This is a genomic window from Micromonospora sp. WMMA1949 (assembly GCF_027460145.1).
GTDB lineage: Bacteria > Actinomycetota > Actinomycetes > Mycobacteriales > Micromonosporaceae > Micromonospora.
In genome coordinates this window covers 4,224,071-4,240,517 of record NZ_JAPZBG010000001.1, presented here as the reverse complement: position 1 = coordinate 4,240,517, position 16,447 = coordinate 4,224,071, and the positions used below count along the sequence as shown (strand labels likewise).

The 16,447-nt window shown below is 72.2% G+C and carries 19 protein-coding genes and 1 tRNA gene; 12 read left to right on the top strand and 8 right to left on the bottom strand.

The features are described from left to right. The first annotated feature begins 382 nt into the window (after positions 1-382). The gene (locus O7607_RS20110) at positions 383-1,366 is read left to right on the top strand and encodes a transposase (RefSeq protein ID WP_269701746.1); all 984 of its coding nucleotides are present in this window, start codon (positions 383-385) and stop codon (positions 1,364-1,366) included. 129 nt (positions 1,367-1,495) lie between these two features. On the opposite strand, the gene O7607_RS20105 is transcribed toward O7607_RS20110, so the two are convergent. Further along, on the bottom strand, positions 1,496-2,710 hold the full coding sequence (locus O7607_RS20105; RefSeq protein ID WP_269704731.1) for an ROK family transcriptional regulator: 1,215 nt from the start codon (positions 2,708-2,710) through the stop codon (positions 1,496-1,498). A gap of 160 nt (positions 2,711-2,870) precedes the next feature. Next, positions 2,871-3,740, bottom strand: a complete 870-nt coding sequence (locus O7607_RS20100; RefSeq protein WP_269704730.1) for a universal stress protein — start codon at positions 3,738-3,740, stop codon at positions 2,871-2,873. A gap of 104 nt (positions 3,741-3,844) precedes the next feature. On the opposite strand from O7607_RS20100, the gene O7607_RS20095 reads away from it, so the two are divergent. After that, complete coding sequence (locus O7607_RS20095; RefSeq protein WP_269704729.1) at positions 3,845-4,303, top strand: MarR family winged helix-turn-helix transcriptional regulator; 459 nt, start codon at positions 3,845-3,847, stop codon at positions 4,301-4,303. 74 nt (positions 4,304-4,377) lie between these two features. Then, positions 4,378-5,805: an MFS transporter gene (locus O7607_RS20090; protein WP_269704728.1), complete on the top strand. Its 1,428-nt coding sequence runs from the start codon at positions 4,378-4,380 to the stop codon at positions 5,803-5,805. Between the two features lies 1 nt (position 5,806). Here O7607_RS20090 and O7607_RS20085 read toward each other — a convergent pair whose 3' ends face one another. Beyond that, entirely contained in the window at positions 5,807-6,604 is a 798-nt protein-coding gene (locus O7607_RS20085; protein WP_269704727.1) for an alpha/beta fold hydrolase, read from the bottom strand. Positions 6,605-6,656: 52 nt separating this feature from the next. Further along, the gene (locus O7607_RS20080; protein WP_269704726.1) at positions 6,657-7,241 is read right to left on the bottom strand and encodes a helix-turn-helix domain-containing protein; all 585 of its coding nucleotides are present in this window, start codon (positions 7,239-7,241) and stop codon (positions 6,657-6,659) included. A gap of 80 nt (positions 7,242-7,321) precedes the next feature. On the opposite strand from O7607_RS20080, the gene O7607_RS20075 reads away from it, so the two are divergent. The 9 genes from O7607_RS20075 (at position 7,322) to O7607_RS20035 (ending at position 14,921) form a co-directional block, all read left to right on the top strand. After that, entirely contained in the window at positions 7,322-8,278 is a 957-nt protein-coding gene (locus O7607_RS20075; RefSeq protein ID WP_269704725.1) for an NAD(P)/FAD-dependent oxidoreductase, read from the top strand. Positions 8,279-8,353: 75 nt separating this feature from the next. After that, entirely contained in the window at positions 8,354-10,201 is a 1,848-nt protein-coding gene (locus O7607_RS20070) for a glycoside hydrolase family 15 protein (RefSeq protein ID WP_269704724.1), read from the top strand. Positions 10,202-10,400: 199 nt separating this feature from the next. Further along, positions 10,401-12,104: an ATP-binding cassette domain-containing protein gene (locus tag O7607_RS20065; RefSeq protein ID WP_269704723.1), complete on the top strand. Its 1,704-nt coding sequence runs from the start codon at positions 10,401-10,403 to the stop codon at positions 12,102-12,104. Positions 12,105-12,267: 163 nt separating this feature from the next. Then, positions 12,268-12,462, top strand: coding sequence for a hypothetical protein (locus O7607_RS20060; protein ID WP_269704722.1), 195 nt, complete (start codon positions 12,268-12,270; stop codon positions 12,460-12,462). A 36-nt stretch (positions 12,463-12,498) separates the two neighbouring features. Then, positions 12,499-12,726, top strand: coding sequence for a hypothetical protein (locus tag O7607_RS20055; protein WP_269704721.1), 228 nt, complete (start codon positions 12,499-12,501; stop codon positions 12,724-12,726). An 81-nt stretch (positions 12,727-12,807) separates the two neighbouring features. Further along, positions 12,808-13,032 (top strand): hypothetical protein, encoded by a 225-nt coding sequence (locus O7607_RS20050; protein WP_269704720.1) that lies wholly within the window; start codon positions 12,808-12,810, stop codon positions 13,030-13,032. A 103-nt stretch (positions 13,033-13,135) separates the two neighbouring features. Next, the gene (locus tag O7607_RS20045; protein ID WP_269704719.1) at positions 13,136-13,513 is read left to right on the top strand and encodes a hypothetical protein; all 378 of its coding nucleotides are present in this window, start codon (positions 13,136-13,138) and stop codon (positions 13,511-13,513) included. Continuing rightward, the gene (locus O7607_RS20040) at positions 13,510-14,613 is read left to right on the top strand and encodes a hypothetical protein (protein ID WP_269704718.1); all 1,104 of its coding nucleotides are present in this window, start codon (positions 13,510-13,512) and stop codon (positions 14,611-14,613) included. The genes O7607_RS20045 and O7607_RS20040 overlap by 4 nt, the downstream gene beginning before the upstream one ends. Next, on the top strand, positions 14,610-14,921 hold the full coding sequence (locus tag O7607_RS20035) for a hypothetical protein (RefSeq protein ID WP_269704717.1): 312 nt from the start codon (positions 14,610-14,612) through the stop codon (positions 14,919-14,921). Before O7607_RS20040 ends, O7607_RS20035 begins: the two co-directional genes overlap by 4 nt. 9 nt (positions 14,922-14,930) lie before the next feature. On the opposite strand, the gene O7607_RS20030 is transcribed toward O7607_RS20035, so the two are convergent. The 4 genes from O7607_RS20030 to O7607_RS20015 all read right to left on the bottom strand — a co-directional run bounded on the left by O7607_RS20030 (position 14,931) and on the right by O7607_RS20015 (position 16,370). Further along, a complete protein-coding gene (locus O7607_RS20030) occupies positions 14,931-15,200 on the bottom strand; it encodes a hypothetical protein (RefSeq protein ID WP_269704716.1) in 270 nt (89 codons plus the stop codon). A 27-nt stretch (positions 15,201-15,227) separates the two neighbouring features. Further along, positions 15,228-15,302 (bottom strand) — tRNA-Val (locus tag O7607_RS20025). A gap of 83 nt (positions 15,303-15,385) precedes the next feature. Next, positions 15,386-15,853, bottom strand: coding sequence for a peroxiredoxin (locus O7607_RS20020; RefSeq protein ID WP_128138072.1), 468 nt, complete (start codon positions 15,851-15,853; stop codon positions 15,386-15,388). 82 nt (positions 15,854-15,935) lie between these two features. After that, positions 15,936-16,370 carry a DUF3052 domain-containing protein gene (locus O7607_RS20015; RefSeq protein ID WP_269704715.1) on the bottom strand — a complete coding sequence of 145 codons (435 nt, stop codon included), beginning with the start codon at positions 16,368-16,370 and terminating at the stop codon, positions 15,936-15,938. Positions 16,371-16,447 lie beyond the last annotated feature (77 nt).

Below are 16,447 nucleotides of genomic sequence, written 5' to 3'. Positions count from 1 at the left end.
CCCGGCCCGGCGACGCTTCTATAGGTGGGCCGGTTCCGGGAGGGGTTGGTATCGGTAGGGTTCGACGTCGGTGATCGACGAGTGACTCATGCAAGATCTGGCCACCGCAGAAGGGTGTGCCGTGAAGCGCGACCTGTCCTCGTGGGTTGCCGGCGTCGGCCCGGCCCACCTTGCTGGCCTGATCAGAAGCCTGTCCGCGATTGGTGTCGCGTGACTCATCACAGATGTGCCGCCGGGTGATCGTCTCCCGGGCCGACGCCGTCCGAACGTCGTCCCGTGCAAGGGAGAACCGTCCGTGCCTTCCATCCTGGCAGATCGTCTGGCCGGCCGTGTTGACGCGGTCATCGGTGTGGATACCCATACCGATACGCACACCGCCGCGGTGACCACCCCGGTCGGGACAGTGCTGGCCGAGATCACCGTGCCGGCCACCGCCGACGGCGCCGCTGTTCTGCTGGCCTGGGCCGGGCGGCAGACGACCGGGCTGGGAACGGGCCGGCGGGCCTGGGCCCTGGACGGCGCCCGGTGTCACGGGGTCGGCCTGCTGCGTGTCCTGCGCGCCGCGGGTGAGGACGTCCTGGAAGCACCCAAACCCGCTGCCGGACGCCGTCGGCGAGGCGGCAAGTCCGACGCGTTGGACGCCGTGCACGCCGCTCGCGCGGTGCTGGCCGCCGACCACGTCGCCACGCCCCGCGCCGACGGCGACCGGGAAGCCCTGCGCCTGCTGCACGTCTGCCGCCGCCACTACAGCGACACCCGCACCGCCACCATCAACCTGTTCAAATCGCTGATCCTCACCGCCGACGACGATCTACGCACACAGATGCGCGGACTGAACACCCTGCGGCAGGTCCAACACGCCACCACCCTCACCACCGGCACCGGCAGCGGCAGCGGACTTGACCGACTGCGCCGCACTCAACTGGCAGCCCTGGCCGAGCAGATCCTGACCCTCGAGAAGCTCCTGAAAGCCAACCTCGCCGAGATCCGCACCCTGGTCGACAAGCTCTGCCCCACCCTGCTCGACCAACCCGGGATCGGCCCCGTCACCGCCGCGATCGCACTGACCGCCTGGTCACACCCCGGCCGGTTCCGCAACGAAGCCGCCTTCGCCTCACTCGCCGGCGCCAGCCCCGTCCCCGCCAACTCCGGACGCACCATCCGCCACCGCCTCAACCGAGGCGGCGACCGCACCCTCAACGCCGCCCTACACACCATCGCGAAAACCCGCCAACGATGCCACCAACCCACCAAGGACTACGTCGAACGCCGCACCACCGAAGGCCGCACCCCAGCCGAAATCACCCGCAGCCTCAAACGCTACATAGCCCGCCAAATCTGGCGCACCCTCGAAACCAACGCTTGACAAACACCTTCACAGATCTTGCAGTTTCGGCCCCTGGGATGCACCTTTGGCGCGCTTTGTCAGGGCCGGAAGCGCAAGATCAACGCGCTCAAGGGAGGCTGAACGCGCGGCGGTGCGCGGCGCGCGGGCTCACCCGGCAGTGGGGACTCCGAGGGGGTCGGCGAACAAGGGTGAGAAGCCCAGTTCGGCGGCGCCGATCAGGGTCGCGTCGTAGCCGAGCGCGGACACCCGCAGTTGGGCCTTGTCGCGGGAGATGGGCAGCACGTTCGCGGCGATCCGGCTGCGGACGTGACCGGCGCAGACCGGGAAGACCTCGCTGAGCGTGCCCCCGAAGATCACCACGCCCGGGTTGAACAGGTTGATCACGTTCGCCACGCCGATGCCCAGCCAGTCACCGATGTGCCGCAGCGCCTCCTGCGCTGCCGGTTCCCCCTGAGCGGCGGCGGCGACCACCGCGCGTACCGCCTCGCGCCCCTTCTCCTGCGCCGGGCGGCCCGCGACGTCGAGCAGCGCCCGCTCACCGACCTCGGCCTCCAGACACCCGCGCGAGCCGCAGCCGCAGGCCCGCCCCTGGTACGGGTTCACGAGCATGTGCCCGACCTCGGAGGCGTACCCGCCGTCGCCGTCGAGCAGTTCCCCGCCCACGATGATCCCGCCGCCGACACCCACGTCACCGTGCAGGTAGACGAGGTTCTGCACGCCGACACCGGCCCCGCGCTGATGCTCGGCCAGCGCGCCCAGGTGCGCCTCGTTGCCGACCAGGACAGGGAGGCCCAGGTCCAGCCGCCCGGCCAGCTCGGCGCCGAACGCCTGGTCCACCCACCCCATGTCCGGTCCGAACCGGACCATCCCGTCCCCCGGCCGGATCATGCCGCAGTAGGAGGCGCCGACGCCCACGCACACCGACCCGGGTGGCGCGGCGTGGTGCAGCGCCCGCCCGAAGTCGGCGAGCACCGAGACCACCGAGTCGAGGTCGGCACCGGCCCGCGGCCGTTCCGCCTCCAGCCGCGCCGAGATCACCCCGCCGAGCCCGACACGGGCGGCCACGAGCCGGTCCACGGCGATGTCGAACGCGAGGACGTAGACGGTGTCGGAGGAGGGACGCACCACACGCGACGGACGCCCGGCCCGCCCGCTGCCACCGGCCGCCACCTCCCGGACCAGGCCGGCCGCCGCCAGTTCCGCGGTGAGCGCCATGACGGTGCTGCGGTTGACGCCCATCCACTCGGCCAGCTCGACGCGCGTGACCGGACCGGTCAGGTGGACGCGCCGCAGCACCGCGCCGAGGTTGAGCCGGCGGCTGTCCCCCTGCGCGTGCCGGTCCGCTGCCAGACCTTTCAGCATCGACCACTCCGTCGGATGGCGACTGGCTCTCCGATACCGAGGATAGTTGGCACACATCGACAGCAGCCAGCGCTGAGGCGCCCACCGGACTGCCGACGCACGAGTGGAACGCCACGGGTGTCTCCCGGCCCGGGAGACACCCGTGCTGGTCCGGTGACCGCTACTCGGTTTCGCGGACCGGGCTCTGCGGCACCACCATGACCGGCCGGTGGGCGCGGTGCAGCGTGGCCATGGCGACGCTGCCGAGCAGGATCTTGCGCACCGCCGTGCGGCCGCGCGAGCCGACCACGACCAGGCTCGCCTTGCGCTCGGTGGCGACGGCGGAGAGCGCGTCGGCCACCGCGCGGCCGGGCGCGCCGCCGCCGGCGCGTACGCGCACTGTCGTCACCCCGTCGACCGTCTCCGGCGCGTCCCCCTCGTCGCCGTCGACGGCGGCCAGGACGATCTCGCGCTCCGGGAAGAGGCGACGGGCGGCGGCGAGCGCGGCCTCGGATCCGGCGGAGGCGTCCCAGCCGACCACGACCGGCCCGGCGGCGAGCGCGTCGTACTCGTCGGTCAGCAGCGGGTGCGGCACGACCAGTACGGGACGCGGGCTGTAGTGCACGGCCATGTCGGAGACGGAGCCGAGCACGGCGCGGGCGCCGCCGAGGCCCCGCGACCCGAGCAGCAGCACGTCGGCCTGCTTCTCGTCGGCCAGCTCGGCGAGCCGGAGTCCTTCGCCGCCGTAGCTGCGGCACACGAGCGGCTCGGCGTCCCAGCCGGCGGCGCGGCCCAGCATCACGCCGACGGCCGTCATCCGGTCGGCCTCCCGGCTGCCCTCGCGCTCGATCGCCTCGACGAACACGTTGATGTTGCGGGTGCCGGTCCAGAGCCGCTTGCGGAGTTCCTCGCTGGCGAAGGGAGGCGTCCACAGATGCCCGATCCACGCGTGCGCGCCGGGGAACAGCAGCGCGCCCACCTCGATGGCGGCGCTAGCGGCCGGAGATCCGTCGTAACCCACCACCACTTGCCTGCTGTGCTCGTCGCTCACCGCACCCAACCTCTCTCACCGACGACATCTCACAAGATCGTATCCGGGTCCAGTCCGGGTCCGAGCCGGATCATCCGCCACGGAATCATCGGTACGCTGGGCGAATGAGCACCCCGGACCTGTCGTACCTCCTCGACCACACCAGCCACGTGTTGCGTACCCGGGTGGCGGCGGCGCTCGCCGAGATCGGGCTGACCGCACGGATGCACTGCGTGCTCGCGCACGCGCTGCCCGAGGAGCGTACGCAGATCCAGCTCGCCGAGATGGGCGACATGGACAAGACGACGATGGTCGTCACGGTGGACGCGCTGGAGCGGGCCGGGCTGGCCGAGCGGCGTCCGGCCCGTACGGACCGGCGGGCGCGGATCATCGCGGTGACCGAGGAGGGTGCCCGGGTCGCCGCGCGCAGCCAGGAGATCGTCGACCGGGTGCACGCCGAGACGCTCGCGAGCCTGCCGGACGACGAGCGGGAAGTCTTCCTGCGCGCGCTGCGGCGCCTGGCCGGCGGACACCTGGCCACGCCGGTGCAGAGTCCGAAGCCGGCACGCCGAGCCCGCCAATAGTCTCAGAATAGATTGTCTGTAACGGAACTATCCGTTACGGTCTCTCCTGTCGCACCTCTCGACAGGAGGACTCCATGTCCGCTCCCCGCTCGCGACGGCTCGCCCTCGGCGTGCTCGCCACCGGCGCCCTGATGACCATCCTCGACGGCAGCATCGTCACCGTGGCGATGCCGGCCATCCAGCGCGACCTGCGCTTCTCCCCGACCGGCCTGAGCTGGGTGGTCAACGCGTACCTGATCGCGTTCGGCAGCCTGCTCCTGCTCGCCGGACGGCTCGGCGACCTGATCGGGCGCCGGGCGATGTTCCTCGGCGGCACCGCGCTGTTCACCGCCGCGTCGGTGCTGGCCGGGCTCGCCGGGAACAGCGCCACGCTCGTCGCGGCCCGCTTCCTCCAGGGCGTCGGCAGCGCGGCGGCCACCGCGGTGAGCCTCGGCATCCTGGTCACGCTCTTTCCCGACGCGGCCGAGCGGGCGCGGGCGTTCGCCGTGTTCGCGTTCACCGGCGCCGCCGGGGCGGCCATCGGCCAGGTCGCCGGCGGCCTGCTCACCGACGCGCTGGGCTGGCACTGGATCTTCCTGATCAACCTGCCGATCGGCCTGGCCACGATCGCGCTCGCGGTCCGCACGCTGCCCGCCGACCGGGGCCTGGGCCTGGCCGCCGGGGCCGACGTGGCGGGCGCGCTGCTGGTCACCGCCGGGCTCGTGCTCGGCATCTACACGGTGGTCACGATCGAGCGGTACGGCGCGACGTCGGCGCACACGCTCGGTCTCGGCGCGCTCGCCGCCGCGCTGGTCGCCGGGTTCGTGGTCCGGCAGGCCACCGCGCGCCGCCCGCTCATGCCGCTGCGGCTGCTGCGCTCGCGCGGCGTCGCCGTGGCGAACGTGGTCCAGATCCTCACCGTGGCCGCGACGTTCGCGTTCCAGGTCCTCGTCACGCTCTACCTCCAGCAGGTGCTCGGCTACGACGCCACGCGCACCGGGCTGGCGCTGCTCCCGGCGGCAGCCGTCATCGGCGCGGTGTCGCTCGGCGTCTCGGCCCGGCTCAACGCCCGCTTCGGCGAGCGGGTCGTGCTGATCGCCGGGCTCGTGCTGCTCGCCGCCATGTTCGCGCTGCTGGCCCGGGTGCCGGTGGACGGCCGCTACCTGCGCGACGTGCTCCCGGTGATGCTGCTCGCCGGCGGGTTCGGGCTGGTGCTGCCGGCGCTCACCGCGCTCGGCATGTCCGCCGCCCGCGTCGAGGACGCCGGTCTCGCCTCCGGGCTGTTCAACACCACCCAGCAGCTCGGCATGGCGTTCGGCGTCGCGGTGCTGTCCACGTTGGCCGCCGCCCGGACGGCGGACCGGGTCGCGCTCGGCGACGACCGGGCCGCCGCGCTGACCAGTGGCTTCCACGCGGCATTCGCGGTCGGCGCGGGGCTCGTGGTGGTCGCCGTCGTGCTCGCGTACGCGCTGCTGCGCCCGCAGGCGACGGCGCGCGCCGACGCCCCGGCGCTCGTGGGGTGAGTCAGCCGGGTGCGCGCGCCGGGTGGGTGAGGAACGGCAGCACCGCCGCCGGCAGCGCGGGCGAGGCCACCACGTCGTAGTGGGTGAGCCCGGGCAGCACGGCGAGCCGGGACGCGGGACGGCCGGCGCCGTCGCCGCCCGCGTCCCGGTGGCCGCCGCCGAGCAGGCCGAAGAACTCCGCCGCGTGGCTCACCGGGATCTCGTCCGCGTCGGCGAAGACCAGCAGCACCGGCATCGGCAGCGCGGCAACCTCGGCGGACCAGTCGTACTCCCGGCGCAGCAGTTCCCCGCTGCGGGCCCAGAGCAGGGGCCAGTCCTGCGGGCGGGGCGCGACCCGCGCGTACCGCTCGTACGGCGGGGTGCCGCGCATGCGCTCGGCGGCGCGCTCGTCGTGTGCGGACATCGCGGCCAGCGTCTCCGGGTACCAGCCGCGCCGCCGCACAGGCGTGGAGACGAGCACCAGGCGGCGGACCAGGGCGGGGTGCTGGATCGCGGTACGCAGGGCCACCGCGCCGCCGAGCGAGTAGCCGAGCACGTCGGCGTGCGGCAGACCGAGGTGGCGCAGCAGCCCGGCCACGTCGTCGGCCATCGACTCGTACCGCAGTGGCCGGTCCAGACCGCCGGTGCGGCCGTGGCCGCGCAGGTCGACGGCGATCAGCCGGCGGCGGGCGGCCAGCGCCGGCCGGACCGGCGCGAACGTCTCCGTCGACCCGTAGCCGCCGTGCAGCAGGACCAGCGGCCGGCCGGCGCCGTGCTCCTCGTACCAGATCCACAGCCCGCCGACGTCCGCATAGGTCACCTGCCGATCGTCGCGCCGCCGGCGCCGCCGCGGGCGCGTTCGCGGACGCCCCTCAGCGGGACGTGCGAGGGCGGGCGCGCAGGTGGGCACGTTCGCCCTGGCTGCCGAAGAGGCTGAGGAACTCCACCCCCTCGCTGTCGGCGCGGCCGAACCAGTGCGGTACGCGGGTGTCGAACTCGGCCGCCTCACCGGGTTCGAGCACCAGGTCGTGCTCGCCGAGCACGAGCCGCAGCCGCCCGTTGAGCACGTAGACCCACTCGTACCCCTCGTGGGTCTTCGGCTCGGGCTCGGACCGCCCGCCGGCCGGGATGATCAGCTTGTACGCCTGGATGCCGCCGGCCCGGCGGGTGAGCGGCAGCATGGTCATCCCGTGCGCGGCGACCGGCCGCAGGTGGACGCGCGGGTCGCCGGTGGGCGGGGCGCCGACCAGTTCGTCGAGCGTGACGCCGTGCGCGCGGGCCAGCGGGAGCAGCAGTTCCAGCGTCGGCTTACGACCGCCGGACTCCAGCCGGGACAGCGTGCTCACCGAGATGCCGGTGGCGGCGGAGAGGTCGGTGAGGGTGGTCTCCCGTTCGCGGCGCAGCGCGCGCAGGCGAGGGCCGACCGCGTCGAGGGCCTGGTCGAGGTCGTCGTCCATGCCTGCCAGTTTGCCACATCAGCAATAGAGTTTGCGGTTCTGCCGGCCCCGGACGCAGTCTGGTCGCGGAGGTGGTCACGATGACCGAGAACTACGAGGTACTGGTGATCGGCGGCGGCGCGGCCGGGCTCAACGGCGCGCTCATGCTGGCCCGGGCCCGCCGGTCGGTGCTGGTGGTGGACGGGGGCGAACCCCGCAACGCGCCCGCCGACGGCGTGCACGCGCTGCTGGGCCACGACGGCGTGCCGCCGGCCGAGCTGCTGGCGCGCGGCCGGGACGAGGTCCGCCGCTACGGCGGGCACCTGACCGAGGGCCAGGTCGAGACGGTGGCCCGCGACGACGCCGGGTTCGAGGTGGCGCTCGCCGACGGCCGCCGGATCCGCGCCGGGCACGTGCTGGTCGCCACCGGTCTGGTCGACGAGCTGCCCGAGGTGCCCGGCCTGCGCGAGCGCTGGGGGCGGGACGTGGTGCACTGCCCGTACTGCCACGGCTGGGAGGTGCGCGAGCGGCCGATCGGCGTCATCGGCACCGGCCCGATGTCGGTGCACCAGACGCTGCTGTTCCGGCAGTGGAGCGACGACGTGGTCTACCTGCGGCACACCGCGCCGCCGCTCACCGACGAGCAGGCCGAGCAGCTCGCCGCGCGCGGCGTGCCGGTGGTCGAGGGCGAGGTCGCGGCCGTCGAGACGGACGGGGACCGGCTGACCGGGGTACGCCTGCGCGACGGCCGCACTGTCGACCGCGAGGTGCTGACCGTCGCGCCCCGGATGGTGGCGCGCGCCGGGTTCCTGGCCGGGCTGGGCCTGCGCCCGCAACCGCACCCGAGCGGGATGGGCGAGTATCTGGCGGCCGACGAGTCGGGGCGTACCGATGTGCCGGGGGTGTGGGTCGCGGGCAACGTGACCGACCTGTCGGCGCAGGTCGGGTCCGCCGCGGCGGCGGGCGCCCGGACCGCAGCGATGATCAACGCGGATCTGGTGCAGGAGGAGACCCGCCGAGCGGTCGAGGCGCGGCGGGGCGCGCGGGAGGGTGGGTGACCACGAATCGTCCCTAACCTGACAATTCTTCCCCTAGGTTGAGTCGGAGAGGGCAGTCGGAACCTGGGGGGCGACGTGAGGGGCTATCCGGCGATCGAGGATCACGGGCTGATCGGCGACCTCCAGACCGCGGCGCTGGTGACCTGTGACGGGACGATCGACTGGTTCTGCGCGCCGCGCTTCGACTCGCCGAGCATCTTCGCCGCGCTGCTGGACAAGGACAAGGGCGGCTTCTTCCAGATCGCCCCGCACGAGGTCCGGTACGTCACCAAGCAGCTCTACCTGCCCGGCACGCCGATCCTGATCACCCGGTTCATCAGCGCGGACGGCGTCGCCGAGGTGATCGACTTCATGCCGGTCACCGGCGAACGCGTCACCGACTCGCACCGCATCGTGCGCATGGTCAACATGGTGCGCGGCAGCATGCGGTTCCGGGTGGAGTGCCGGCCCCGGTTCGACTACGCACGCCAGAGCCACAAGCTGGAGCGGCACCGCAACGGCTACCTGTTCCGCGGCCCGTCGGAGACGCTCACCTTCAACCCGATCGACCCGGTGCGGCAACTGTGGGCCCAGACCGGCGAGATCCGCATGGAGGACGGCGACCTCATCGCGTACGGCACCCTCAACGAGGGCGACACCGGCGGGGTGATCCTGGAGACCGGCAGTGAGGAACCCCGGATCATCCCGCCGGAAGAGGTCCAGGGCATGTTCGAGTGGACCCGGGACTACTGGCGGCGCTGGGTCGAACGCTCCCGCTACACCGGCCGCTGGCGGGAGATGGTCGAGCGCTCCGCCATCACGCTCAAACTCATGACGTACGCGCCGACCGGCGCGATGATCGCCGCGCCGACCGCCGCGCTGCCCGAGCTGGTCGGCGGCTCCCGCAACTGGGACTACCGCTACACCTGGGTACGCGACACCTCGTTCTCGGTGCACGCGCTGCTCGGCCTCGGGTTCACCGAGGAGGTCAGCCGGTACATGGACTGGCTCGACGAGCGCATCCGCGAAGCCGGCGACCACCAGGACCCGCTGAAGATCATGTACCGCGTGGACGGCTCCTCGGACCTGCACGAGGAGGTGCTCGACCACCTGGAGGGGTACCGGGGCTCCCGGCCGGTGCGGATCGGCAACGGCGCGGCCGACCAGATCCAGCTCGACATCCACGGCGAGGCGCTCTACGCCATGCACCTCGCCGACGAGCAGGGCATCCGGGTGTCGCACCAGGTGTGGAAGAGCACCGTGCGCCTGATCGACTGGCTCTGCCACAACTGGGACCAGCGCGACGCCGGGATCTGGGAGAGCCGCCACCACCCCCGCAACTACACGTTCGGCCGGGTGATGTCCTGGGTGGCGCTGGACCGGGCCATCCGCCTGGCCACCCGGACCGGCCGTCCCGGGGACATGAGCTGCTGGACCGAACAGCGCAACCGGATCTACAACCAGGTCATGGCCCGCGGTTTCCATCGGGAACGCGGCAGCTTCGTGCAGGCGTACGACGAGAACGTGCTCGACGCCGCCCTGCTCTACATGCCGGCGGTCGGGTTCGTCACGCCCACCGACCCGCTCTGGCTGTCCACGCTGGAGTCGATCGAGCGCGATCTGGTTTCGGACAGCCTGGTCCACCGGTACGACCCGCTGCACTCCCCCGACGGGCTGCCCGGCCACGAGGGCACGTTCAACATGTGCACGTTCTGGTACGTGGAGGCACTGGCCCGCTCCGGCCGGCTGGACGACGCCCGGCTCACCCTGGAGAAGATGCTCACCTTCAGCAACCACCTCGGCCTCTACGCCGAGGAGATCGCCTCCACCGGTGAGCAGATCGGCAACTACCCGCAGGCGTTCAGCCACCTCGCCCTGATCAACTCGGCGCTCGCGGTGAACGACCTGCTCGACGCCGAGGCCCACGCCCGCCTGCGCCGATAATCCCGATGATCCCCGGTTCCGCTCCGGTAGTGTTGGCCGCATGAGGTTCCACGCCGCCGTCATGAAGCCCTGGTCCCTCCGCTGACGGCGGCAGGGTGACCGGCTTCTTCTGACGTACCAGCTCTGCTCCGCCGTCCTGGCGTTCCCGCCGGGCGGTGTCCTCGCGCTGCCCGGCTCCACGACGAGCCGAGAGCGGACTGTGAACAACCTCGACAACATTCCTTCATCCCCGTTCGCCGCGGACGGCCTGCTGCCCGCCGGGCACCGGGCGCACGTCCGGGCCGACGGCGTCCGTGTCGTACGCGGCGGCCGGGTCGTCCTGTCCGACGTCGACGTGACCGTCTCCGCCGGCTCCCGCCTGGCGGTCGTCGGCGAGAACGGCCGCGGCAAGACCACCCTGCTGCACGTGCTGGCCGGCATTCTCGTGCCCGACCAGGGCACCGTGGAACGGCTGGGCACGATCGGCGTCGCCCGGCAGAACCTGGAGGCGCGCCACGGCGAGACAGTGGGCACGCTCGTCCACGGGTCGATCCGGGAGTCCGCACGCGCGCTGCGGGCACTGGACGACGCCGCCGACGCGCTGGCCGAGGGCCGGGCCGGCGCGGACGACGCGTACGCCGCCGCGCTCGACGCCGCCACCCGGCTGGACGCCTGGGACGCGCAGCGTCGCGTCGACGTGGCGCTGGCCGGTCTCGACGCCTGCCCGGACCGGGACCGCCCGCTGGCCACGCTGTCCGTCGGCCAGCGCTACCGGGTACGGCTGGCGTGCCTGCTGGGGGCCCGGGTCGACCTGCTGATGCTGGACGAGCCGACGAACCACCTCGACACGACCGGCCTCGCCTTCCTCACCGCCCGGCTGCGCGAGCACCCCGGAGGCGTGGTGCTGGTGACCCACGACCGCGCCCTGCTGCGGGACGTGGCCACGGAGTTCCTCGACCTCGACCCCAGCGCGGACGGGCGCCCGCGCCGCTACGCCGGGGACTACGCCGCCTGGCAGGACGGACGCAGTCGCGACTTCGCGAACTGGGTACGCGACCACGAGGCACAGCAGGCCGAGCACCAGCGGCTGGCCGACGGGGTACGGGAGGCGCAGGATCGGCTCAGCACCGGCTGGCGTCCGGCCAAGGGCCACGGCAAGCACCAGCGCCAGTCCCGCGCGCCCGGCCTGGTCCAGGCACTACGACGCCGGCAGGAGGCACTCGACGCGCACCGGGTCACCGTGCCGGAGCCGCCGCAGCCGCTGCGCTGGCCGCCGCTGGACACCCGGGCCGGACTGCCGATCCTGCGGTGCCACGACGTCACGGTGGCCGGGCGTCTGCGTACCCCGGTCACGCTCACGCTCGACGGCGGGGACCGCCTGCTGGTGACCGGGCCCAACGGCGCGGGCAAGTCGACGCTGCTCTCCGTGCTGGCCGGCGACCTCACGCCGTCGACCGGGGAGGTCCGCCACCTGTCCGGGGCACGCGTCGCGTACCTCGGTCAGGAGGTGCCCGACTGGCCGCCCGGGATGCTCGCGCACGACCTGTACGAGCAGCACGTGGGGCGGCTGCGCTCCACCGGGCGCCTCCGGGGCGGCACGGCGCTGCCGCTGAGCGCGACGAGCCTGCTCGACGCCGAGGCCCGGCGTACCCCGGTCGACCGGATGTCGCACGGACAGCAACGGCGGCTGAACCTGGCGCTGCGGCTGGCCGAACGTCCCGACCTGCTGATCCTCGACGAACCCACGAACCACCTGTCGGCGCCGCTGGTCGACGACCTCACTGCAGCCCTGCTGACGACCAGGGCCACGGTGGTCGTCGCCACCCACGACCGGCAGATGCTCCACGACCTCGCGTCCTGGCCCACGCTGCCCCTCACCGCCGACCCGGAAGACGACGGCGAGCGCCCTTCCCGCGACGCCTGACCGTCCGGTCACACGGAGTCACGCCTGCCGGAGGACTGAGGCCTCGAACCGATATGACTGAGAGGCATAAATATGCCTCTCAGTCATATCGAGTTCCTCCTCGGTCGCCGCACGGCGGTGCGACGGCCGGTGCCGCTTCCCGGCACCGCCTAATGTCTGCGGGATGCAGCAACTGCGCGACGTCGCCGTCCGGCTGGCCATGGACGAACCGTTCGGCGACGACCTGCCGATGGCGGCCGCTCACGCGCTGGCCCGTGGCATCGACTCGCCCAGCCTGCGTGAACTCGCCGGCCTGTCCAGGGGCCAGTCCCGGGAGGCCGTCGACCTGTTCCGGCAGGCGATGGACGAGCTCGGCTAGCCGGTCCCGGACGAGGGCGGCGCTCGGCTGCACCTGATGCGCCAGGCAGCGGCGGCCATCGTCGCGGGAGAGGGCGACGCCGAGGACCTGGCGTACGAGATCTACTGCCAGGCGGCCGAATCCCAGGCTCCGGAGCTGCGAGCAGTCGCCGACCGCTTCCTCGAGGTCTACACCGGTTGGGGCCCGTCCTTCGACCAGACGGAGGAGGCGACAGCGGCCGCGAAGGCGGCGGCACGGTCGTTCCTGCGCGAGCATCCCGCCTGAGCGGCTCCGCCCGCAGCACCGCTGTCGTGGCCGGATGCCGACCCTGGAACCCTTGACCGGCGGCGCACACTGGGGGCAGGCATGACCCGGGAGGTCGACATGCGCTGGATCATTCTCGTACTCGTCGTCGCGGCAGCCGTGCTTGCCGCCGGCCTGTTACGTCGTCGTCGGCAGACACGAGTGGACGGCCGCCAGGTACGTGACCTCCGGGCATCCGCCGAGGCCCGCCGCAGGCTCGACGACCACCGGAATCGCACGGACGGCAGCAACACCGGAAGCGGCGGCGTGGGCGGCTGGAGTTCCTGACCTCTCCGGCAGATCGCTGACCGTCCGCTCTCGACCGTCCGGGCACGGTGGGTGGGACGGGAGGGACAGCCTGAGCAGGGCGATGATTGCTATCGTCGCCCGCATGGTTGCGGGGGGTAACAAGAGCCGGCGCAAGCCGCGTAAACCGATGTCTCCGGAGGAGCGGGCGCAGGCCGAGCGGGACGTCCGCGGCGCGGTCGCCGACCTGCAGGTCACCGCGTACGCCAATCTGCGGAACGCGATCGCCAACGTGGCGATCTTCTTCGGCTTCGTCGGGGTGTTCGCCACGGTCGTCGGCGCGGCGGACGGACGGCGGCTGATCCCGATGCTCGTCCTCGTGCTCGCCGGGCTGGTCGGGGCCGCCTACTACCCGGTTCGTCACCAGCACCGGCTGGCGGTCAGGCTGCTGATCGTGTCGAGTGCGCTCGTGGTGGTCGGCCTGGCCGGGCTGGTCCTCTTCGCCACGGTGCTCGAACCGTGAGCTTCGACGTCGAACCCGCGGCGCTGGTCAACTACGCCCGGCAGGTGGACCGCGCCAGCGGCGACGCGAGCGCGATCGCGGGCTACATCGGCAACCACACCAAGGAGGCCAGCGGCGGCGAGCTCATCGCCATCGCCGCCGACGGTCATCGACACGCCTCCACAGTCATCGCGGACACGATGAAGCGGCTGACCACGCTGCTCGACGCGTCCGGGCCGGAGTTGACCGCTGCCGCCGCCTACTACCGCAAGACGGATCTGCGGTCAGCAGCCGACATGGACCGCACGCTCCCGGGTGCCGTCCCCTGCCAGCCTCCGACAGCGCTGGAGGAAGAACTCAAGACCCTCGTCTGTCCCCCGCCGCCCTTCGTCGACCTGCGCGACGTGTCCGGCAGCCTCACCCCGCCGCCGGAGCCGGACTCACCACCGAACGCTCTCGGCTGGATGGACTACGTGAGCCCCACGTCGTGGGCCATGAAGGGCTTCGACGCGGTCTTCGGCTTCGACCCGATCTCCTGGATGCAGGAACGCCTGTTCGGCAACTGGGAGGCCCTTGCCGTCATGCAGCCCGTGCTGAGCAACGCCGGCAACGCGCTGCACGACCTGGCCCTCAACGTCCAGACCGGCGCCGCGACGCTGCACCAGATGTGGAACGGGCAGGCGGGAGACGCCGCCCACAGCTACTTCACGCAGCTCTCCGGCGCCACCGCCGCCCTGCGCGGGCCGCTCAACGACATCGGCAACGAATACAAGATCATGGCCGACTCGGTCTGGTCCATCGGCGAATCGATCGGCGGCATCATCAAGGGCCTCGTCGACGCGGCCATCATCGCCGGCATCTCCGCCGCCGCCGGCACCGTCACCGCGGCGACCGGTGTCGGCGCCGTCATCGGCTACGGCGTGGCCGCCGTCGAGGTCGCCAACATGCTCCGGCTGTGGGGCCAGGCCACACAGCTCTACCAGCACGCCAACGCCGCCGTCCTCGCGTTCCGGTCCGCGTTGACCCATCGGCTCGGCGACCTGGAATCCGTCAAGCTCCCCGCGCTACCCGGCAGCAACGGGTACGACCACCCGCTCGTCACCTCCGGAGCCACCCGATGAGCGAGATCGCCGACATCGCCGGCGGCGACCCCCGACGCGTGAAGGCGCTGCGCGACAGCCTCGACCGGCTCGCCGACAGCCCACAACCCGAACTCCGCGAGATGGCCCGCGCCGTCCTCGACGGCCACATGACGCTCAGGAACGCGGCCACCACCAGCACGTACGGACCTGCGATCAGCGACGCGTTCGGCACCTTCTGGACCTACTACAGCCAACTCGACCCGGAAGAACGCCGGCAGCTCGAAGCCACCGCGTACGCCGACGCCGACCAGCACGCCGAACGCCGGCCGGGCAACGCCCAGGCGTGACGGCTCGGCTCAGTCGTCTTCGTCCAGAAGCCCGAACGCTCCCGGCGCCTCCTCGACGAACCGACGGTACGGCGGCTCGAAGCTCTGCGCTCTGGCGGTGATGGCCGCGGCCAGGCGAGCCCGATCGGCGGGCGCCAGGCCGCTGAGGCGGGACGCCGCGTCCTCCAACTGCCGTACGGCGGTGTCGGGGTGAAGCGTTTCGTCATCGCACAGCTCGAAGAACGCCAGGCAGTCGAGCAGGCTGTCGAGCACTGCCGTGAAGACGGGATCATCCGACACAGGCGCATGCTACGGATTTCTGAAAGGTGGTGGGCGCGGCAGGTTTCGAACCTGCGACCCCTCGCTTGTAAGGCGAGTGCTCTCCCACTGAGCTACGCGCCCGGAACGCCCGTACGGCGGGCCGGAGCGGCCAGCTTACCTGTCCGCCTCCGGCCCCGCGCAACGACGTGCCTGGGGTGTGGGACTCAGGCGGCGACGGCCTCGGCCAGCGCCTTGCGCCAGCCCTGCTGGTCGCGCGCCTCACCGGGCATGTTCATCTCGGCGAACCGGACCACGCCGGCCTTGTCGATGACGAAGGTGCCCCGGTTGGCGATGCCCGCGACGTCGTTGAAGACGCCGTACGCCTGCGCCACCGCGCCGTGCGGCCAGAAGTCGGCCAGCAGCGGGAACTGGTAGCCCTCCCGGTCGGCCCAGATCTTGTGGGCGTACACGGAGTCGACGCTGACGGTCAGCACCTGGACGTCGTCGTTGACGTACTCGTTGAGGTTGTCCCGCACCTCGCACAGCTCGCCCTGGCAGATGCCGGTGAAGGCGAGCGGGTAGAAGACCAGCAGCACGGTCTTGCGACCGCGGAAGTCGGAGAGCCGGACCTCCTGGTTGTTCTGGTCCTTGAGCAGGAAGTCGGGCGCCTCGGCGCCAACCTCGATGGGCATGCGTGCTCCCTCGGGGATCGGGTCTGGAGATGATCAGCCTGCCACACCCGGCGACCGCGGTCGCCGGGTGTGCGGCGCCGCCCTACTTCTTGCTCTTCGACCCGCGCCGCATGACGAGGCGGGCGCCGCTCCAGTCGCGGCCGGCGTTGACGGTCGAGGTCTGCTGCAGCCCTGCGGTCTGTGCGCTCTCCGCGACCTCGCTCGGCTCGACGTGGCCGTCCCGGCCGGCCTTGGGGGTCAGGAGCCACACCACGCCGTTGTCCGCGAGCGGCCCGAGGGCGTCGACGAGGAGCTCGAACAGGTCACCGTCGCCGTCGCGGTGCCAGACCAGAACCGCGTCGACAACCTCGTCGGTGTCCTCGTCGACGAGTTCCCCACAGCGGTCGGTCAGGGCGTCCCGGAGATCGGTGTCGACGTCGTCGTCGTAGCCCATCTCCATGACGACCATGCCCGGCTCGATACCGAACCGGTCCGCCAGGCTGCGTACCCCGTCGGCCTGGCCAGCGGTCGCGCTCACTGTCGCGTGCCTCCTCATCTATCCCTGCTCGTGGCGTCGGGTGACACCGTCGGGCCCAGTCCACACAGTTGCGGCTC